This is a genomic window from Archangium sp., assembly GCF_045802675.1.
Classification (GTDB): domain Bacteria; phylum Myxococcota; class Myxococcia; order Myxococcales; family Myxococcaceae; genus Archangium.
Window position 1 is genome coordinate 42,878 of sequence record NZ_JBJMQO010000059.1, and the last position, 19,017, is coordinate 61,894.

Genomic DNA, 19,017 nt, shown 5'->3' on the forward strand with positions numbered 1-19,017 from the left:
CGTCCGAGGTGATACCCCGCATGATGGCCTCGAAGGGCTGGGCTCGATACGCCGCTCAGAGCGGATTCGAGCCGGGCGGCACGCGCTGGACGCCGTAGGTGTAGACGTACTCCTCGACCTGCAGGAACTCCTCGAGGGGTCGAGCGCCGCTATCCTCTCCCCAGTCCACCCTGTCCAGGCGCGTCAGCCGGGTGGAGTACGGCACCAGCGTGTCCGGGTCCGTCACCAGCTCGAAGCCCCAGCGCGCCATGGGTCCCTCGCCCGACTCGGGCTGGCCGAGCGGCTGTACCTGCACGGTCAATCGCACACAGCGCCGCTCCCGCGCGTCCTGCGAGCACGGCACGTCCACTTCGAGCGTGTAGCGCTCTTCCGCGGGCACTTCCTTCTTCTCCATCATGCCCGTGCCCACCACCATCTTCGACTCGCGCCGCACCGGCTCGCCGGGCACCAGGGTGACGCCTCGCCAGTGCTCCACCAGCCGTTCCCAATCGTCCCGGTCCGACTCCTCCTGCTTGGCCTGGAGGTTCTTGATGATCTCCGCCTTCTTCTCGGGATCCACGGGCAGCGCCTCCAGCAGCTGCTGACCCGGCAGCTGCTCGGGGAGCTCGACGCCCAGGAAGGCGCCCTCCTTGTCGAAGCGCACCGTGGGCACCGGGTCCACCATGGCGGCGTACTGGGGCGGAAACACCTCGACGTCCCGAGGCACGAGCCGGCGGACGCCCTTGTCCTTCGCGGGCTCCTCGAGCAGCCAATAGCGGCGGTGGACCTCGGTGTTGCCCAGGGGGCTGTTCATCGTGAAGGAGTACGAGACGCGAGCGGAGAAGGGCTCGGGCCAGGCGAAGCGCAGCGTGACGGCGTTTGGGGAACGCCGCGCCGAGGAGGACGTGGAGCAGGCGCAGAGCGAGGGAAGCAGGACGGCGAGCACCAGCGAGCGAACAGAGCGTGTCATGGGAGTGAGCGCTTCAGCACTGGTCCGCTCGAAACTCCAGCGGCTTCATGGTCGGGCCCGCGAGCCCATCAGGGTCTACTCGCGCGGTGTGTGGCACCGGCCCTGGCGACTTTCGTTGACGCGAGGACCGTGGCATCGGTCATCGTTCCGGACATGCCGAAGCGGCCACCCTCCACCGTGCTTTCCCAGCGCTCGCTCAATCGGGCCCTGCTCGAAAGGCAGCTGCTCCTCCGGCGCTCGAAGCTGCCCGTCGAGAGGACCCTCGAGCAACTCGTCGGCATGCAGGCACAGGCCACGAATCCGCCGTATTTCGGCCTGTGGACGCGGCTCGAGGGCTTCCAGCCCGGGGCACTGTCCCGGCTCATCTCCCGGCGCCGTGCCGTGCGCATCGCGCTGATGCGCTCGACCATCCACCTGGTCACCGCTCGGGACTGCCTGCCCCTGCGGAGCGTTCTGCAGCCGGTCCTCGAACGCTCCCTGTTCACCGGCAGCTCCTACGGCCGAGCCATCGCCGGAATGGACATCCCCGCCCTCGCGGCCGCGGGCCGGGCCCTGGTCGAGGAGAAGCCCCGCACCCTCCTCGAGCTCGGTGAGCTGCTTCAGGAGCGCTGGCCCAAGCGCGACGCGCGGTCTCTCGCCTATGCCATCCGCAACCTGGTGCCGCTGGTCCAGGTGCCTCCGCGAGGACTCTGGGGCGTCGGCGGACAGGCCGCGAGCACCACGGCGGAGTCCTGGCTCGGCCCTGAATCCGGCTCCGAGTCGTCGCTCGACGCGTTGATTCCGCGCTACCTCGCCGCCTTCGGGCCGGCCAGCGTCAAGGATGTCCAGACGTGGTCGGGCCTGACGCGGCTGCGCGAGGCCATCGAGAATCTCCGGCCCCGGCTGCGCACCTTCCGGGACGAGCACGGCGTGGAGTTGTTCGATGTCCCCGATGCTCCGCTCCCCGAGCCGGACGTCCCCGCGCCGCCGCGCTTCCTGCCCGACTTCGACAACGTGCTGCTCTCCCACGCCGATCGCACCCGCATCATCTCGGAGGAGCACCGCAAGGCGATCGCCGCCGCCAATGGCCTGTTCCTCTCGACGTTCCTCATCGACGGCTTCGTACGGGGCACGTGGAAGCTCGAGCAGGACAAGGAGCGGGCGACGCTGGTCATCCGCCCGTTCACCCCGCTGAAGAAGCCCGAGCGGGCTGCACTGGCCGAGGAGGGGGAGCGGCTGCTCGCGTTCGCCGCGCCCGACGCGCGGACCCCGGACCTCCGCTTCGTCTCTCCGAAGTGAGCGACGCTAACGCAGGTATCCGGAGAGGAGCGCGAACCCGGGCTGCTCGACGGGCACGCGCTTCAGGAGCGAGGCGAGGAAGGACCGCGAATGGTTCGACAGGAGGACGACCCCGGTATCCGCCTCGGCCGAGAAGCCGATGAAGCCGGAGTAGCCGCCCGTCACCGAGGAGCGCCACACCACGCTCTTGCCCCCCACGCTGGAGATGTTCCACCCGAGCCCCACGCGCATGCCTCGGGCCTCCACGCGCGGGGCATGCGCGAGCCGCAGGGCCCGGCCGAGTCCGGCATCCTGATGTCCGAGGTTCGCGTCGAGGAAGCGCAGCAGGTCGGGCACCGTCGAGTGGAACGCCCCCGCGCCGGGCAGGGCCGGAAAGGTCCAGCGCGGCACCGGCTCGCCCCGAGCGGAGTGACCCGCGAGCAGGCGCGGCTCCTGCTCCTCGGAGGGGCGGAAGGGGGTGTCACTCATCCGCAGCGGCGTGCAGAGGAGATCCCTCACGGCGTGCCCATAATTGAGCCTCACGCGGCGGGAGAGGACATGGCCGAGCACGCCCATTCCGATGACGGACTGGGCGTACTTCCGCGGTGATGGTTGCTGGGAGTGGTAGCTGCGCAGGAAGGCGCCGAACAGCTCCGCGCTGAAGTGGCCGTAGGGGTCGGCCGGGTTCTGCTGGGGCGTGCGCAGGTGGGTGGGGTCGTACGGCATGCCGGAGGTGTGCGTCGCCAGTTGCTCGAGCGTGATGCGGCCGGCGAGCTCATCCGGGAGGAGCGGCAGGGGAAGAATCTCCTTCAACGGTGTGTCGAGCCGCGCCTCGCCCCGGTCCACCAGCAGCGCGAGGAGGGAGCCGGTGAAGACCTGGGTGAGGAAGCCCAGCGCGTACAGGGCGTCGGTGGCGGGAGGACTTCCCGCGTGCCGGAGGGCCTGCACGTGGTGCACGCCGCGGTGCGTGATGCCCACGCACAGGGCCGCCGAGGGATATGCGCGGAGGTAGCGCCGGGTTGCGTGGAGGACAGCGTCGGCGGGCGAGCCGGGGGAGTCGGAGAGGGACATGGAGGACAGTCACCGGAGGGAGACGAGGGCCTGTCTACCAGGAGGCACTTCCCCGCCGGGTTGAGCGGTGAGGGTGGCAGTCTCCCCGAGACCACGCCAGCTTCTGCTGCAACGCCCAATCGGAATCGGGTCTCCAGCAGGAGGGTGAACCATGAAACGGATGCTGATGGCCACGGTGCTGGCCGCCACCCTGGGAATGGCCTGTGGGGTGAACTCGCGGCAGGCAGCGGGCGTGTTCATGAGCGAGCCTCGGGTGGAGACCGGTGTCTTCACCCGGGTAGGGCAGGAGGGGAAGGCCTGGGTGTTCTACCCGATGGCCCCCTGGGAGAAGACGGTGCGCGTCTGGGTGACGTCCGACACGAGCGTGGTCGAGAACGGCATTCAGGCGGACCTCCGCGCCATCAAGCCCGGGAGCAAGGTCCGGCTGGTCTACGAGCTCCGGCGCGATGGAACCGGCGTGGCCGAGCGCATCGACGTCATCAGCCAGGTGAAGGGCGAGGCCCTGCCCGACACGGATACCTGAGCGCCGGGACTTCGCGCCGGGTCAGTGGCCAGGGTGCGGCTCGGCACCGGGCGCTGGCGGCGGATGCTGCTCTGGAGCGTGTTCGGGCGCTGGCTGCGCGGGGGCGGGTGGAGCCTCGGCGGGTGGGGGCCTGGCCTCGGGCGGCGGTTCCGCGTGCGCAGGGGGCGGTGGCGTCGCTTCATGCGGCTGGGCCGGAGGCGAGGGCGGAGGAGCCTCGTGATGCTCGGGCTCGGAACGCGGAGGCGGTGCGGGAGGCGGTGTCTCGTGTGGAGTCGGCGTCGATGGAGGCGGAGGAGCCTCGTGATGCTCGGGCTCGGAACGCGGAGGCGGTGCAGGAGGCGGTGTCTCGTGCACAGGCGGCGGAGGCGGAGGAGCCTCGTGGTGCTCGGGCTCGGGGCGCGGTGACGGAGGCGGTGCCTCGTGCACAGGCGGCGCGGGTGGCTGCTCCTCGTGATGGCCGGGCTTCGAGGGCGGAGGTGGCTGCTCCTCGTGATGGTCGGGCTCGGGGCGCGGTGACGGAGGCGGTGCCTCGTGCACAGGCGGCGCGGGTGGCTGCTCCTCGTGATGGCCGGGCTTCGAGGGCGGAGGTGGCTGCTCCTCGTGGTGCTCGGGCTTCGAGGGCGGAGGTGGTTTCTCGTGTGAAGGGCGTGGGGGTGGTGGAGCCTCACGCGGTTGCGGTGGATGCGGAGGCTTCTCGGCGGGCCCGGGCTGCGAGGGCGGAGGTGAAGGCGGAGCAGGTGGAGGCTCCTGCCGAGCAGGCGGCGGTCTCGGCGGCTCTCCGATTGGGGGAGGGAACAGGGTGGTGCGAGGCAAGGGCCGCCCGAGGTCGCGCGCCACGCCGAAGGGGTCGGGGCCCCGGTTCCAGTGCTCGCCGTGACCTCCCCCCTTGTCCGGCACCGGCTCTGTCCGCGGGTAGATCCTCCGGGCGTGCCCGGGCGGCAGCCGGTAGCGGAAGACCTCGGGCTGGCAGAAGTCCACCACGGGCACGAACGACCACACCGGCTCCACCACGAACACTGGAGGCGGGAGCGGAGCCCAGCCGACGTACCCACCGCCCCAGCGCCAGTCCACCCAGGCGGGAGCCCAATCGCTCCCTGGCACCCAGACCCATCCGAATTCAGGAGAGAGGAACCAGCGTCCGTAGTGGAAGGTGGCCCAACCCCAGCTCCAGTTCGTCTGGAAGGTCCAGCCCTCGTCGCTGGAGACCCACTGGCCGCCGGTGGCGTAGGGGACGAAGTCCGGGCCCACCACCGAGGGGAAGGGCCGCCAGGCGCGTCCCACCTGGGGAATGTGCACCCATTGGCCATACGGGGCGAGCGTCTCGTAGAACGGGTCCTCCTGGCCCACGGTCAATCCGCTCGATTCGGATTGCAGCCACGCCTCCTCGCCTTCCGGGGGGATGCATCCGGTGGCGCCCACCGAGACCAGGGTGCAGAGGCCACTCATGGCGAGCAGCCAGGGGAGGGATTTGCTGCGCGAGCCCATGGACGCGCTCCTTGTGCGGGGTCCCTGGGTCACAAGGTGTGTACGTGCGCGGCTTTGGCCCGCTCGGTCACCAGGTCAGGTCGATATCGAAGTCCTGCCCGCCGCGCATCGTCACCGCGACGGTGGGTTGTCTGGCGCCCGTCCTGTGCAGGCCCAGCTCGATGAGGCCGGCGATGAGGTCCGGCTTGGCGTCCGGATCATTGCGGAAGCTGACGCGGTAGCGGTGCCAGCCGAGCGGCACCACCTTCACCTCGTAGCGGTAGGTGTCGAGCGCCATCAGGTTGGGGATGCGCGCGATGAGGCGCTCGGGGCCGAGCATGGGCAGGCCCATGTCCACCACCTTGCCCATCCACGTCAGCAGGAAGCCCGCTCCGAGCTGGCGGCCCAGCTCCCGGTAGGCGGACTCGCGCTCCCAACCGGGGTAGCGGTGGCGCCACGCCACCTCGAGCGCCGCGTTCCACACCTCGATGGGGTAGATGGCCCGGGGCTGGAGCGGGTCGAAGCCGCACTCCCGCAGCGCGTCCGCGAAGGCCCCACTCGCCTGGAGCGAGCGGATGAACAAGCCTTCGAAGAAACTACCCTGTGTGGCGCGACCGGATGGGGGGGCCTGCATGATGCGCGTGCCGAAGGCACGAGTCCGTATACAGGAGCCCCTCCTCTCCGGCCATGGGCGCCGCCCCGGGGGAGCAGTCAGGCGGGCGGCTGTCTCCGTCGCCTGGGGCGCGGGCGTTTGTTAGGGTCGCGCCGCTCCCGATGACCGCTGGATCTGATCTGTTCGCCGCTTCCGTCGATGTGAACCGCTTCGCGCCGCTGGCCGAGCGGATGCGCCCGCGCTCGCCCGAGGACTTCATCGGGCAGTCGCACCTGCTGGGCCCGGGCGCGCCGCTGCGCCAGCTCATCGAGCGCAAGGCGATTGTGTCCTCGCTGTTCTGGGGGCCTCCGGGCGTGGGGAAGACCACGCTGGCGCGCATGCTGGCGTCGAGCGTCGACGCGGAGTTCGTCATCCTCTCGGCGGTGTCCGATGGCATCCCCCGCATCCGCGAGGTGGTGGCCGAGGCCGAGCGCCTGCGCAACCAGTACAGCCGGCGCACCGTTGTCTTCGTGGACGAGATCCACCGCTGGGCGAAGAACGTCCAGGAGCAGGCGCTGCCGCATGTGGAGAGTGGCCTGTTCGTCCTGCTGGGCGCGACAACGGAGAACATCAGCTTCGAGGTGAGGCCCGCGCTCGTCAGCCGGTGCCGCGTCTTCCAGTTGCGCGAGCTCACCGTCGCGGACCTTCGCACCGCGCTCACGCGGGCGCTCTCCGACGAGAAGCGGGGGCTCGGGGCGAGGCGGCTCACCGCGAGTGACGAGGCGCTCACCGTGCTGGCCGAGGGGAGTGGGGGAGACGTGCGCAAGGCGTTGGGCGCACTGGAGCTCGCGGCCCAGCTCACCGCCGACGGCGGGGAAATCACCCGGGAGCTCGCCGTGCAGGCGACGGGCACGAGCCTGGCGCGGCACGACAAGGATGGGGACTCGCACTTCGACTTGCTGAGCGCGCTGCAGAAGTCGTGCAGGGGCTCGAACGCGCAGGGGGCCATCTTCTGGGCGGCGAAGCTGCTGAAGATGGGGGACGACGTGGCGCTGTGGCGCCGGCTCAAGGTGATCGCCGTGGAGGACGTGGGGCTGGCGATGCCCGAGGCCATCAGCATCGTGCGCGCGTGCGAGGAGGGCTTCTACTCGGTGGGGATGCCGGAGGGGCGCATCTTCGTCGCCCAGGCGACCCTGCTGCTGGCCACGGCGAAGAAGAGCAACCGGGGCTACCAGGCGATGGATGCCGCGCTGGCGGCCCTGGATGCGCACCCCAACGCGGCCCCGCCGCTCCACCTGCGCAACGCCCCCACCGAGCTCATGAAGGAGCTCGGGTACAAGAAGGGCTACGAGACGCCGTGGAATCACAAGGACCACTACGTGCCCGGGCAGACGTACCTGCCCGAGCCGTTGGAGCGCTCCGTCTTCTACCGGCCGAGCAAGGAAGGCCACGAGGCGGAGATCCACGAGCGGATGAGCCACTGGTGGCGCGAGGACAAGGCGTCCCGGGGAGAGTGACTCCCCACGCATCATTGCAATGCGGGTGGAGCGGACCGTGTGGAACCGCATGGGGGGCCGCTGCGCGTCCGGGGGGTATCTGGTCTACTTGGCCCGTGGGGCGCCGCCTCCTGGACGCCCCGAGTTCCCTGGAGGACCCCGATGGATGACCCATCTCGAGACATCATCCTCGCGGCGGACTCGGAGAATCTGAATCACGACATCCAGCGCCTCGCGGGGCTGGGGGCTTCCGCCATCGACCTCGCGTTGATCATCTCGTTCTGGGGCCAGTGGAACGTGGTGGTCGTCCTCGTGGCGGTGGGGGCGGGGCTCGCCCTGTTCAACGTCTTGTTCCTGGAGTGGCTCGCCAGGAAGACCAGCCGTGCCGTGGTGGAGGCGGTGCGGATGGGGATCAACGCGCTGGGCATCTCCGTGGCGGGGCTCGCCACGCACTGGGCGCCGCTGGTCTGGGTCTTCGTGCCCTACAACATGATCTGGTACTTCGGGCTCGACCGGTGGGTCCGCCCGCGCATGTTCCTCTTCCTGGTGGCCATCGACGGGGTGGCCCTGTCCACCGGGGCCTCTCCCTCCCTGGCCGTGTCCTTCTCCCTGGTGGGCATCCTGGGCTACCTGGTGTCCGAGAAGCGGGTCACGTTGCTGCGCGGGACGTTGACGCATGCCGTGCGGCAGCGCGAGGAGCTGCAGAGGGCCCACCAGGAGCTGCAGCTGCTGCACCAGCGGGCCATTGAACAGGAGCGGCTCTCCAGCCTGGGGCTGATGGCGGCGAGCGTGGCGCACGAAATCAACAACCCGATGAGCTTCGTGACGAGCAACCTCGACGCGATGCTCGAGGAGCTGCGCGAGGGGCAGGACGTGGCCGAGCGGGTGAAGGAGTACGTGGAAGACCTGCTCCCGGCCACGCTGGATGGAGTCAAGCGGGTGAACTCCATCGTCTCGGATCTGCGCCGCTTCTCGCGCGGGGGCTTCGAGGGCCACGTCGAGTACGACTTCACCGCGGAGGTGCGGACGGCGCTGCGCATCGCGCGAATCCAGCTCGGCCATGTGCGGGTGGAGCAGGAGGTGGACGAGGTGGGCGTGGTGGTGGGCCGTCCGCGTCAGCTCGTGCAGGTGCTGGTGAACCTGCTGGTGAACGCGGGGCAGGCCACGCCCCAGGGCGGCCTGGTGCGCCTCACCGCGCGCCGCGAGGGTGACCGGGTGCGCGTGTAGGTGCGCGACACCGGCACGGGCATGTCCGAGGAGACGAAGCGCCACCTCTTCGAGCCCTTCTTCACCACCAAGCCGCCCGGGGTGGGGACGGGGCTGGGGCTCTCGGTGGTGCAGGGCATCATCAGGGCCCACGGGGGCCGCATCGACGTGGAGAGCGAGCTGGGCCGGGGCACGTGCTTCCTCATCGACCTGCCGCGCGTGCCTCCGCTGGGCGCGGAGGACAACTCGAGCGGGGCGCTCCGGGCGGTCGCTCCCCACAAGAGGTAGCGGCGGGCCCGTCCCGGGCTCCGGGAGGCTCGCGAATCCAACGAGCGCGGTGCCTCCGGTGGTGCGGTGGGGTCGCGTGAAGAGACGTCATCGCGCGAGTCAAGAGGCGTGATGCACCCACCGCGCCGCACCGGAGCGAGGTGGAGCTTCCGCGTAAGTGCCTGTGACGACTTGGCACAGCGACGTCGCGCTACATGTTCGTAGCTGAGAACTTGCCAAAGAGCGCGAGTTGCTGAAGATGTCGGTTGCAGGTGCGCGCGCGGGCACGCGTGGCCTGCGCCGGGAGAAGGAACCACATGGACCAGTTCGACCAGAACAAGCAGGCCGCAAAGATTCGTGTCGTCGGCGTTGGGGGTGCCGGCTGTAACGCGGTCAACACGATGATCATGGCGAAGCTTGAGCGGGTCGACTTCATTGCCGCCAACACCGATGTGCAGGCGCTCGCGGCGAACAAGGCGCCCGTGCGGTTGCAGCTCGGTCAGACCCTCACCAAGGGCCTGGGGGCGGGCGCCAACCCGGAGATGGGCCGCGAGGCCGCGCTCGAGTCGCGCGATCAGATCGCCTCCATGCTCGAGGGCGCGGACATGGTGTTCGTCACCGCCGGCATGGGGGGTGGTACCGGTACCGGCGCGGCGCCCATCATCGCGGACATCGCCAAGAGCCTGGGCTGCCTCACGGTGGGCGTGGTCACCAAGCCCTTCCTCTTCGAGGGCAACAAGCGCCGCAAGCAGGCGGAGCAGGGCCTGGTGGAACTCAAGGCCGCGGTGGACACCCTCATCACCATCCCCAACCAGCGCCTGCTCACGCTCAGCAACGCGCCCATGCCGCTGCTGGAGACGTTCAAGCGCGCCGACGAGGTGCTGCTCAACGCCGTGCAGGGCATCTCGGATCTCATCCAGTACCACGGCTACATCAACGTGGACTTCGCCGACGTGAAGACCATCATGAGCGACAAGGGCCTGGCGCTCATGGGCACCGGCCAGTCCTCCGGCGACAAGCGCGCGCTCAGCGCCATGCAGCAGGCCATCTCCAGCCCGCTGCTCGAGGACATCTCCATCGACGGCGCCACCGGCCTGCTCATCAACATCACCGGCGGCCGCGACATGACCCTCCAGGAGGTCAACGAGGCGCTCACGCTGGTGCACGACGCGGCCGACCCGGACGCGGAGATCATCTTCGGCTCGCTCATCGACGACAACATCCAGGACGAGGTGAAGATCACCATCATCGCCACGGGCTTCGTCACGCGCGACGCGAAGGTGCGTCAGCCCGCTCAGGTGGTGCAGGTGCCCGTGGTGACGCGGCCTCCGTCCGTGTCGCTGAACGTGGCGCGTGAGGAAGTGGCCAGCCTGGTGCCCGCCAAGGCCGGTGCTCGCACGATGCCCTCGGTGGAGAGCCGCTCGCTGAGCAACCGCACCGCGGTGGTGAAGGACGCGGCGCTGCCCCTGGACGAGGATCAGTTCGACATCCCCACCTTCCTGCGCCGGCAGGGCCAGACGGAGATGCCCTAGGGCGAGGCTAGCGGCCGGGGAGGCGGGCCACGCTCGCCGCCCGGTGGTGGCGTCCCGACAGGGCGTCACTGCGCGACAGCAGCGTGTCGAGCTCGCGGTACACCTCGTCGATGCGCTCGGGCAGCCGCGGCGCGGGGACGACTCCGTCGCCGGAGAGCTGCTCCAGCAGGGAGCTCGCGCGCTGCAGCACCTGGTGGGCGCGCAGCAGGGCCCGTCCCGCGCGGGTGCCCTGCGGGGAGAAGAGGGTTCCTCCCTGGTAGAGGGCCTCGACGGCCGCGCGGTTGGTGCGAAGGCGCTCGGTGACTCGCGCCCGGTACATCTCCAGTCGCCGCTCCTGCCGGGCGCCTTGGAGATCCACCACTGTTCCTGTCGTGGAGGGCTTCACGGCCAGGGACGCTACGCCATTTACCTACATGCCCGCAACTTCCCGGCCCGGGGGGCGTTGTGTGCCCGGCGCGGGGTGCGTTGTCTCCTTGTCAGGGCGCATGTGGGGGTTTAGGTTGCCCGGCCTCACGCGGAGGGGTTGCGGGCCATGTTCAAGAAGCTGCTCATCGCGAACCGGGGTGAGATTTCCCGCCGGATCAACACCGTGGCGAAGGGGATGGGGCTTTCCACCGTAGCCGTGTATTCGGACGCGGACGCGGAGCTGCCCTTCGTGCGTGAGGCCGACGAGGCCGTGCGCATCGGGCCCGCGGCGGCCAAGGACAGCTACCTCAACATCTCCGCCATCCTCGAGGCGGCGAAGTCCACCGGGGCGGATGCGGTGCATCCGGGCTACGGCTTCGTGTCGGAGAACGCGGAGTTCGCCACGGCGTGCAAGGCCGCCGGCATCACCTTCGTGGGTCCGCCGCCCGAGGCCATGCTGCGGATGAAGGACAAGAGCCAGGCGCGCAAGCTGGTGGCCGCCGCTGGCGTGCCCATCGTCCCCGGCACCGAGGACGTGCTTCCGGACGTGGGCGCCGCGCTGGCCGCCGCCGAGAGCATTGGCTACCCGGTGCTCTGCAAGGCCGCGGGCGGTGGGGGTGGCATCGGCATGGCCGCGGCCAAGGACGCCGCCGAGCTGGAGAAGGTCTTCCGCCAGTGCACGGACCGCGCGAAGGCCGCCTTCGGCCGCGAGGGCGTGTACATCGAGCGCTACTTCCCGGCCCCGCGTCACATCGAGGTGCAGATTCTGGGGGACCATCACGGCCACCTCATCCACTGCCTGGAGCGCGAGTGCTCCATCCAGCGCCGGCACCAGAAGGTGGTGGAGGAGGCTCCCTCGCCGCTGTTCGCGGACGGGCGCAACGCGGAGCTGTCGCAGAAGCTCTTCACGGCGGCCCTCGCCGCGGCCCGCGCCTTCGGCTACGCCAACGCCGGCACGGTGGAGTTCCTGTACTCGGACGGCAACATCTACTTCATCGAGATGAACGCCCGGCTCCAGGTGGAGCACCCGGTGACGGAGCTGACCACGGGGTTGGATCTCATCGGCTGGCAGCTGCGGATTGCGTCCGGCGAGAAGCTCACGGTGAAGCAGGAGGACGTGAAGCGGCGCGGGGCGGCGCTCGAGTTCCGCATCTACGCCGAGGATCCGGTGAAGTTCTTCCCCTCGCCGGGCCCGCTCAAGGTGTACCAGCCGCCCACGGGCGAGGGCGTGCGCCTGGACTCGGGCTACGCCGAGGGCAACACCGTCACGCCCAACTATGACCCGATGATCGCCAAGCTCATCGTCTCGGGCGCCACGCGCGCCGAGGCCATCGAGCGCTCCATCCAGGCGCTGCGGGGCTTCCGCGTCGAGGGCATCAAGACGAACATCCCCCTGCACCTGCGCATCCTCCAGGATCCGGTCTTCCGCGCGGGAGACCTGAACACGCGCTTCCTGGAGCAGCACGCGAAGCCGTAGCCGGGGCCGTACCCTTTCCTCGCAACACGTAGACTCAGCCCAGGAGGGCACAGCGTATGGCGGACGTGGCGGCGCACATCACCGGGACGGTGTGGAAGATCGAGGTCAAGGTCGGGCAGAAGGTCTCCTCGGGGGACACGCTCGTCATCCTCGAGTCCATGAAGATGGAGATGCCGGTGGAGGCGACCGAGGACGGCACGGTGAAGGAGATCCGCTGCAAGGAGGCGCAGCCGGTCAACGAGGGCGACGTCCTCGTGGTGCTCGAGTCGTAGCGGGGACGCGCGGTGGAGCCGTCCGCCCTGCACGTGGAGGACCGGGACGACGGTGTCCGGGTCCTCACCCTGTCCAACCCGGCGAGGCGCAACGCGCTCGACGACGGCCAGGTGGCCCGGTTGGACGAGGCGCTGGCCTCGGCTCCCGGGAAGGTGCGCGCCGTGTTCATCCGGGGCGCGGGCGGCACCTTCTGCTCCGGTTATGACCTGAACCTGCTGGGGGCGCCCACCGCGGACCGGCTGCCGGACGACGCGCTGATGGCGTGCCTGGCGCGCCTGGAGTCGCTCCCGCTGCCGAGCCTCGCGCTGGTGCAGGGGTGGGCCTTCGGGGCCGGCTTCGACCTGGCGGCCTCGTGCGACTTCCGCATCGGCTCGGAGGACGTCGTCTTCAGCATGCCTCCGGCGCGGCTGGGCATCGTCTACTCGCCGGACGGACTGACGCGCGCGGCCCGGTTGGTGGGCGTGGCGCGCTCCAAGAATCTCTTCCTCACCTCGCGGCGGCTGGATGCGAAGGAGGCGCTGGCCTGGGGCCTGTTGGACGAGTGTCTCCCGGTGGCCGACGCCGAGACGCGCGCCCTGGAGCTGTGCCGGACGCTCGCCGCGCAGGCACCCCTGGCGGTGGCGGGGATGAAGGAGACCTTCCGGTTGCTCACCCGCGCGGCCCTCTCCGACGCGGAGCGGGCTCACCTGCGCGAGGTGCGGGCCCGGGCCTTCGCCAGCGAGGATGCTCGGGAGGGCAGGGCGGCGTTCCTGGAGAAACGCCCGCCCCACTTCCGCGGCCAGTGAGGCGGGACGCCGCCTGACCGCGGGGGCGTCTTCTCAGGTGTCGCCGAAGAGCTCGCCCATGCGCAGCTGGAGCGCGGAGGCGATCTTGTAGAGCGACGAGATGGAGGCCGAGGACTCGGCGCGCTCGATCTGCGACAGCAGCGACACGGACAGGCCGGTGCGGCGCGCGAGCTGCTTGAGGGTGAGGTCCTGCGTCTTGCGCGCGTCGCGGATGGTGCGGCCGATGGCGCGGTGCAGGTCCGCCTCGGGATCCTGGGACAGGCCCTTCTTGGCCAGCGCGTTGCGCACGGCGCCGAGGAACTGGTCCGGCTCCATGGGCTTCTTCACGTAGTCGCTCGCCTGGTTCTTCAGCGAGGCCACGGCCGTGTCCACCGTCGGGTAGGCGGTGGCCACGATGACGGCGACGTCCGTGTCGTACTTGCGGATGTGCTCCAGCACCTCGGTGCCGGACATGACGGGCATCATCATGTCCAGGATGACGAGGTGGAAGTCCGCACTGCGGAGGATCTCCACCGTCTTCGTGGGGTCCGTCGTGGTGACGACGTCATAGCCCTCACGCATCAGGACTAGCTTGAGGTAGTCGCAGTTGTCCTGCTCATCGTCGACCACCAGGATGCGAATCTGCACGAACCTTCTCCTCGCTTGAGGGGTGGAAGCCTGCAGCCCGGGAAACCGCCACCGCGCGGAGCGCGGCGTTACGCGGGACTCCCTCGGGCTACTTGCCGCCTCCCGGTTGTTTCTGGGTCTTCTCGTAGTCGGCCAGCAACTTCTTCACGCTGTCCGCCATCTTGTGCTCGGGCGCGAGCCGTAGGAACTCGCGGTAGTACTGCGCGCCCTCGTCCAGGCGCTTGCGCTTGGCCACGGACACGCCCAGCCAGAGGTAGCACTGGGCGTACTCGGGGTAGAGGCTGGTGCACTTCCTCAAGGTGGCCTCGGCCTCGGGCAGCTTGTTGCCGCGCAGCTGCAGGAAGCCCTCGCTGAAGAGCTTCATGGAGGAGTACTCGTTGGCGAAGGCGAGCGTGCCCTCGGCGGCCGCGAGGTGCTTCTGGGCCTCCGGCAGGCGGTTCGAGTCGAACTCCTGCTGCGCCAGGTCGAGGTTCTGCTTGAACTGCTGCTCCATCCGGGCCTGCTTGAGCAACTCCTCGGCCTCGGCGGGGCGCTGGCCGTTGGCGTCCTGGAGGGACTCGAGCGTGGTGACCGCCTGGTCGAAGTCGCGCGCGTCGATGGCGGCCTTCGCGCTCTGGAGCTTGTCCGCGGACGAGGGCTGCTGCGTGCCAGCCGCCGGGTTCTGCTGCGCCTGCGCCGGCGGGGCGGGCTGCTCCTGCGGCGGGTTCTGCGCGGCCTGTTGCGGCGGCGGCTTCTGCTGCGCCTGCTGCTGCGGCGCGGGAGGCGGCTTGGGCTTCTCCACCGCCACGGGCTGCGGCGGGGTGACGGGGGTGGCCGGGGACTGGCCGAAGAGGAACCAGGCGGCGCCTCCCAGCACTCCGAGCAGCACCACGCCCACGAGCGCCACCACGAGCCCCTTCTTGGAGCCCTTGGCGCTGCCCTCGTGCATCAGCCCCTCGGCGCTCTGGCCGGGGCCGATGAAGCGCAGCTTCACGTGGCCGAGCTCGATGAGGTCACCGTGCGACAGCGGCGCCTGCGCATAGCTCTCGCCGTTGACGGCCATGCCGTTGGCCGACTGCATGTCGATGATGCGCCACTCGCCCGAGTCCTCACGGACGATCTTGGCGTGCGTGCGCGACAGCGAGCGGTGGTCGATCGCGATGTCGTTGTCGTCGGTGCGGCCGACCCGCATCTCCGTGCGGATGCAGGCGAACTCCTGGCCCTTGAGCTCGGCGCTCACCACCAGGAGGTGCGGCGCCTCGTCGGCGCCCACCGCGGCCACCTTGCGGGGCCGGTTCATCTCCACCTGATCCATGCGGATCACCGCGGTGGCGTGGCGGCGCTGGTTGGCCTGGGTTGGAGCGGAAGCTGCGTCCTCCTCTTCCTGGGGTGCCGGAGCGTCCTGCTCCGCGTCGGCCTCGGCCTCGGCGGGCTCGCCCTTGGCCTCGTCGAGCGCGGCTTGCAGGGCGGTAGCGGGAACGCGGATGGTGGGCGCACCCACCTGAGCGGCGGCCTCTTTCTGCAGCGCCAGATCGTAGTCGCCGATCTGGATGAGGTCGCCGTCTCCGACCTGGGTCTGCCCCTCGATGCGCTCACCGTTGATGCGCACACCGTTGTAGCTGCCCAGGTCCTCCACCAGCACGTGCCCGTTCTGGCGCACCAGGCGTGCGTGACGACGCGACACGTTTCGCTCGGTCAGGCGGATGGTGTTTCCCTCCTGACGACCGATCGTGATCTCGTCCCGCACGAAGGGGACTACAGTCTTTCGCCCCTCGTCGTCTTCGATGATGAGCTTCAGCACGGGTTGGGTCCCCTTACAGCTATAGCAGAATGCCCCCGGCCACCTCAAGGAGGGCATCCGCCCTAAAAGACAGGGCTTTTCCCGTAGAAGGGGGCCTCGGGTGCCCGGTTGTCTATCGGACAGTTGGCCGCGAGCCGGATCACGGACCCCCGCATATAAGGAGACTTGTAGAGTGCGCGACATGCGAAACGTGCCTGCCTCCCTCCTGTGCGCCGCGGCGGTGGTGCTCCTGGTGGCCCCTCTGGCCCACGCCGGGGAGACAGCCGCGGAGCTCGCCCGCAGGAGCCGCGAGCGGGGGGCCCTCAACCTGCTCGGCGTGAGGGCGGAGCTGAAGCTCACCACGGTGACGAAGGACGGCCGGCGCAAGGAGCAGGTGCTCACCTCGACGGCGAAGCGGGTGGAGGGGCGGCTGTGCTCGCTCGCGCGCTTCTCTCAGCCGGCGGGCGTGGCGGGCGTGGCGGTGCTCACCGTGGAGGGGGCCAAGGGCGAGCCGGCCGACATCTCCCTGTACCTGCCCAAGCTCAAGCGGGTGCGGAAGGTGGCCCGGGGCCAGCGCGGCCAGGCCTTCATGGACACGGACTTCAACTACGCGGACCTGGGCGGCACCGGCGGCGAGCGCGACGAGTCGCTCCAGCTCTCGGGCGAGGCGAAGGTGCTGGAGCGCGCCGCCCACGTGCTGCGCGGGAAGGCCGGGCCGGACTCTCCGTACGGGGAGGTGACGCTCTACGTGGACAAGGAGACGGACGTGCCGCTGAAGGCCGAGTACTCGGACCATGAGGGCAAGCCCTTCAAGGTGTACCGCGCCCTGCAGCTCAAGAAGTTCAAGGACCGCGTCGTCGCCGCGCAGTCGGTGATGGAGAACCTCCAGACGGGCTCGAGCACCACGCTGGAGGTGCTGAAGCTGGAGGACGTGCAGCTCGGCGACGAGGCCTTCACCGAGCGGGCGCTGGAGCGCGGGTGAGCCGCGGACTGTCGGCCCTGCTGGCCCTGGTACCCGCGCTCGCGCTCGCGTCGGCGCAGGAGGCGGCGCCGCTCGAGGAGCTCTCTCCGGGCACGTCCGACGTTCCCACGGTGCGGGTGAGCGGCGACGTGCGGCTGGTGGGCGGAGTGGACACCGGTTTCGAGCCGAGCCGCGAGGATGGGCTCGGCGAGCACGTGGTGGATGGGTGGGGAAGGGCGTCGCTCGCCACGGATGTGAAGCTGGGTCCCTCGCTGCGGCTGGTGGTGGAGGGGCGGGCGCTCTGGCGAGGCGGGGCGCAGAAGGGCCTGGAGCGCGCGAAGTCCTCCTTCGAGCCGTACCTGGGCGAGGCCTTCCTCGACGTGTACACCCGGTGGGTGGACGTGCGGGTGGGGCAGCAGACGCTGGCCTTCGGAGCCAACGCGTTCTTCGCGCCCACGGACATCCTCAACCCCAGGGACTTGCGCCAGAGCTTCACGCAGCTCGAGCCCGAGGACCTGAAGGTGCCCGTCTTCGGTGCGCGGGCGCTCGCCACGGTGGGGCCCCTCACCGTCACCGGGGCGTGGGTGCCCTTCTTCTTCCGGGACCGCTTCGACGTGTTCGGCCAGGACCTGGCGCTGCTACAGCCGCCGCTCGGCGTGCCGGTGCCCGTCTCGGTGGACCCTTCGGTGGAAGACGCCCTGCAGCCGAACCTGCTGGAGACGGAGCGGCCGGGCCTGCCCGGAGACGTGGGCCTGCGCGTCACCGGCGAGGTGGGCCGGGTGAGGCTGGGTGGCTCGTGGGTGTGGGCCAACGAGAAGCTGCCCCAGTTGACGGTGGACCCGGAGCTGGCCGCGGTGCTGCGCGCCCGGGAGCGCGGAGAGCCAGTGGACCCGGCCTTGTTGCTCTCCTTGCAGGAGCGGCTGCGCGCGGGCGAGACCCTCTTCACCGGGCGCTATGGCCGCCAGCACGTGGTGGCCGCCGAGGCGAGCACGCTGGTGGGGCCCGCGCAGCTCGACGTGGACGTGGGCTTCAGTCCCTCGCGGACGTTCTACGGCGAGCGGCTGAACCCGCTGCGTCAGCCCGCGGTGACGTGGGTGGTGGGCATGTCGCAGGCCGAGGAGTCGGACCTCGTCTACTCCGTCACCTATTCGGGGCTCGCGGTGCCGCGCGTGGGCGCCCAGGAGCGCCTCTTCCTGCTCGAGCCGGGCACGGCGCGTGGGCAGGAGCACACGGCCTTCTTCCACCTGGTGGTGGCGGACGTGGGCTACTCGTTGCTTGGGGGCCGGCTCCAGGTGGGGCTGCGCGGGGCCTTCGAGCCCATCCAGCGCTCCTACCTCGTGGCGCCGCGCGTGGGCTGGCGCTGGAGCGAGCACGTGCACCTGGGGCTCTCCGCCGAGGTGTACGGCGGCCCGGCCTACAGCGCCTTCGGCTACTTCAACCGCAATGACCAGGTGCTCGCCTCGGTGCGCGTGACGCTGTAGCCGGAGGCTTCCTCACAACCACCGCGCGCTCCAGGCCCGCAGGGCGAGCCCGAGGCCAACGGACCACTCGTCCCTCCGGGCGATGCCCGCGTCCGCGTGCACATGCTCCCCGGAGAGCCGCAGCCATACCGGGTGGTCGTTCACCGCGAGCAGCAGCCGCTCGAGGCTCGCCTCCTCGCGGGTCCGGAAGCGCGTCGTCCCATCGAGCTCCACCGTCCACCCGGCGAGGGCCGTGGCGCGAGCCACCCACGCTCCGTCCTCCGTCTCGTAGCCCGCGTCGAGCAGGAGCGAGGTGAAGGGCGACAGCTCGTGCTCCGTGCCCTCGCGCGAGTACCGCACCGTGTGACTCGCCGCGGGCCCCACGCCGAGCCACATCCGCGCCGTGGGCGAGCGCACCGGATCCAACAGCAGCGCGGCGCGCCCCGTCTCCAGCGTCCAGCCCGGGCCCTCCCAGACGCGGCGCTCGTAGTGGCCCAGACGCAGGGCCATCGAGAGATCGAACGGGAAGGGGATGCGCACGGGGCGCGCGGTGGGCACGAGGATGAAGCCCTCCTCGAGGTGGCGGCGCAGGTTGCCCTCGTAGAGGGTGCTCGTGAGCCCTCGCCGGGCGGTGCCACCGCGGGCCTCGGTGACGAGCAGCCGGTGGGCGTTGATCCATGGCGAGCCCTTGCTGCGGCTGATGCGCGCGGTGCGCACCAGGATGCCGGTGCGGAGCTCGGGCGAGACCTCTCCGTCCCGCATGAGTGCCCCGGCTCCGACGAGCAGCCCCTTGCCCGGGTCGAAGCAGGTGGCGAAGGCATCACGGGTCTCGGTCCATCCGGTACACGACTCCTCCTGCGCGGGGGCGTTGGAGAGCAGCAGGGCGAGTGCGAGGGCGAGCATCCCGGGCCTT

Annotated in this window: 19 protein-coding genes; 11 read left to right on the forward strand and 8 right to left on the reverse strand. The window is 70.2% G+C overall.

Features of this window, described 5'->3' with window-relative positions; all coding sequences use genetic code 11:
- Positions 1–55: 55 nt before the first annotated feature.
- Complete coding sequence (locus ACJ8AN_RS17420) at positions 56–949, reverse strand: hypothetical protein (protein ID WP_407756504.1); 894 nt, start codon at positions 947–949, stop codon at positions 56–58.
- Positions 950–1,102: 153 nt separating this feature from the next.
- Between ACJ8AN_RS17420 and ACJ8AN_RS17425 the strand changes: the two genes are divergently transcribed.
- Entirely contained in the window at positions 1,103–2,227 is a 1,125-nt protein-coding gene (locus ACJ8AN_RS17425) for a winged helix DNA-binding domain-containing protein (RefSeq protein WP_407756505.1), read from the forward strand.
- A gap of 6 nt (positions 2,228–2,233) precedes the next feature.
- Here the strand turns inward: ACJ8AN_RS17425 and ACJ8AN_RS17430 are convergent, their stop codons facing one another.
- Positions 2,234–3,277 (reverse strand): serine hydrolase domain-containing protein, encoded by a 1,044-nt coding sequence (locus tag ACJ8AN_RS17430; protein ID WP_407756506.1) that lies wholly within the window; start codon positions 3,275–3,277, stop codon positions 2,234–2,236.
- Between the two features lie 151 nt (positions 3,278–3,428).
- Between ACJ8AN_RS17430 and ACJ8AN_RS17435 the strand changes: the two genes are divergently transcribed.
- Complete coding sequence (locus ACJ8AN_RS17435; RefSeq protein ID WP_407756507.1) at positions 3,429–3,800, forward strand: hypothetical protein; 372 nt, start codon at positions 3,429–3,431, stop codon at positions 3,798–3,800.
- Positions 3,801–3,821: 21 nt separating this feature from the next.
- Here the strand turns inward: ACJ8AN_RS17435 and ACJ8AN_RS17440 are convergent, their stop codons facing one another.
- Together ACJ8AN_RS17440 and ACJ8AN_RS17445 are read right to left on the reverse strand one after the other, a co-directional pair.
- Positions 3,822–5,285, reverse strand: coding sequence for a DUF6600 domain-containing protein (locus ACJ8AN_RS17440; protein WP_407756508.1), 1,464 nt, complete (start codon positions 5,283–5,285; stop codon positions 3,822–3,824).
- Between the two features lie 67 nt (positions 5,286–5,352).
- Positions 5,353–5,898, reverse strand: coding sequence for a DUF2378 family protein (locus tag ACJ8AN_RS17445; RefSeq protein WP_407756509.1), 546 nt, complete (start codon positions 5,896–5,898; stop codon positions 5,353–5,355).
- A gap of 140 nt (positions 5,899–6,038) precedes the next feature.
- Here ACJ8AN_RS17445 and ACJ8AN_RS17450 point away from each other — a divergent pair, with 140 nt between their 5' ends.
- The 4 genes from ACJ8AN_RS17450 (at position 6,039) to ftsZ (ending at position 10,357) form a co-directional block, all read left to right on the forward strand.
- On the forward strand, positions 6,039–7,373 hold the full coding sequence (locus ACJ8AN_RS17450; RefSeq protein ID WP_407756510.1) for a replication-associated recombination protein A: 1,335 nt from the start codon (positions 6,039–6,041) through the stop codon (positions 7,371–7,373).
- Between the two features lie 141 nt (positions 7,374–7,514).
- A complete protein-coding gene (locus tag ACJ8AN_RS17455) occupies positions 7,515–8,579 on the forward strand; it encodes a sensor histidine kinase (RefSeq protein WP_407756511.1) in 1,065 nt (354 codons plus the stop codon).
- Positions 8,580–8,846 carry a sensor histidine kinase gene (locus tag ACJ8AN_RS17460; protein ID WP_407756512.1) on the forward strand — a complete coding sequence of 89 codons (267 nt, stop codon included), beginning with the start codon at positions 8,580–8,582 and terminating at the stop codon, positions 8,844–8,846. It begins immediately after the preceding gene.
- A 296-nt stretch (positions 8,847–9,142) separates the two neighbouring features.
- The gene (gene ftsZ / locus ACJ8AN_RS17465) at positions 9,143–10,357 is read left to right on the forward strand and encodes a cell division protein FtsZ (RefSeq protein WP_407756513.1); all 1,215 of its coding nucleotides are present in this window, start codon (positions 9,143–9,145) and stop codon (positions 10,355–10,357) included.
- Positions 10,358–10,364: 7 nt separating this feature from the next.
- On the opposite strand, the gene ACJ8AN_RS17470 is transcribed toward ftsZ, so the two are convergent.
- Entirely contained in the window at positions 10,365–10,715 is a 351-nt protein-coding gene (locus ACJ8AN_RS17470; protein WP_407756514.1) for a hypothetical protein, read from the reverse strand.
- A 174-nt stretch (positions 10,716–10,889) separates the two neighbouring features.
- Between ACJ8AN_RS17470 and ACJ8AN_RS17475 the strand changes: the two genes are divergently transcribed.
- From ACJ8AN_RS17475 to ACJ8AN_RS17485, 3 genes are read left to right on the forward strand one after another with little or no spacing between them, the layout of a single operon-like run.
- A complete protein-coding gene (locus tag ACJ8AN_RS17475; protein WP_407756515.1) occupies positions 10,890–12,239 on the forward strand; it encodes an acetyl/propionyl/methylcrotonyl-CoA carboxylase subunit alpha in 1,350 nt (449 codons plus the stop codon).
- 56 nt (positions 12,240–12,295) lie between these two features.
- The gene (locus tag ACJ8AN_RS17480; RefSeq protein ID WP_407756516.1) at positions 12,296–12,511 is read left to right on the forward strand and encodes a biotin/lipoyl-binding carrier protein; all 216 of its coding nucleotides are present in this window, start codon (positions 12,296–12,298) and stop codon (positions 12,509–12,511) included.
- Positions 12,512–12,523: 12 nt separating this feature from the next.
- Positions 12,524–13,297, forward strand: coding sequence for an enoyl-CoA hydratase/isomerase family protein (locus ACJ8AN_RS17485; RefSeq protein ID WP_407756517.1), 774 nt, complete (start codon positions 12,524–12,526; stop codon positions 13,295–13,297).
- 33 nt (positions 13,298–13,330) lie between these two features.
- Here the strand turns inward: ACJ8AN_RS17485 and ACJ8AN_RS17490 are convergent, their stop codons facing one another.
- Positions 13,331–13,924: a response regulator gene (locus ACJ8AN_RS17490; protein WP_203402602.1), complete on the reverse strand. Its 594-nt coding sequence runs from the start codon at positions 13,922–13,924 to the stop codon at positions 13,331–13,333.
- Positions 13,925–14,012: 88 nt separating this feature from the next.
- Positions 14,013–15,704: an FHA domain-containing protein gene (locus ACJ8AN_RS17495; protein WP_407756518.1), complete on the reverse strand. Its 1,692-nt coding sequence runs from the start codon at positions 15,702–15,704 to the stop codon at positions 14,013–14,015.
- A gap of 181 nt (positions 15,705–15,885) precedes the next feature.
- Here ACJ8AN_RS17495 and ACJ8AN_RS17500 point away from each other — a divergent pair, with 181 nt between their 5' ends.
- Together ACJ8AN_RS17500 and ACJ8AN_RS17505 are read left to right on the forward strand one after the other, a co-directional pair.
- The gene (locus ACJ8AN_RS17500) at positions 15,886–16,665 is read left to right on the forward strand and encodes an outer membrane lipoprotein-sorting protein (protein ID WP_407756519.1); all 780 of its coding nucleotides are present in this window, start codon (positions 15,886–15,888) and stop codon (positions 16,663–16,665) included.
- Positions 16,662–18,125, forward strand: a complete 1,464-nt coding sequence (locus ACJ8AN_RS17505) for a hypothetical protein (RefSeq protein ID WP_407756520.1) — start codon at positions 16,662–16,664, stop codon at positions 18,123–18,125. Before ACJ8AN_RS17500 ends, ACJ8AN_RS17505 begins: the two co-directional genes overlap by 4 nt.
- Positions 18,126–18,137: 12 nt before the next feature.
- On the opposite strand, the gene ACJ8AN_RS17510 is transcribed toward ACJ8AN_RS17505, so the two are convergent.
- Positions 18,138–19,007 carry a hypothetical protein gene (locus tag ACJ8AN_RS17510; protein WP_407756521.1) on the reverse strand — a complete coding sequence of 290 codons (870 nt, stop codon included), beginning with the start codon at positions 19,005–19,007 and terminating at the stop codon, positions 18,138–18,140.
- Positions 19,008–19,017 lie beyond the last annotated feature (10 nt).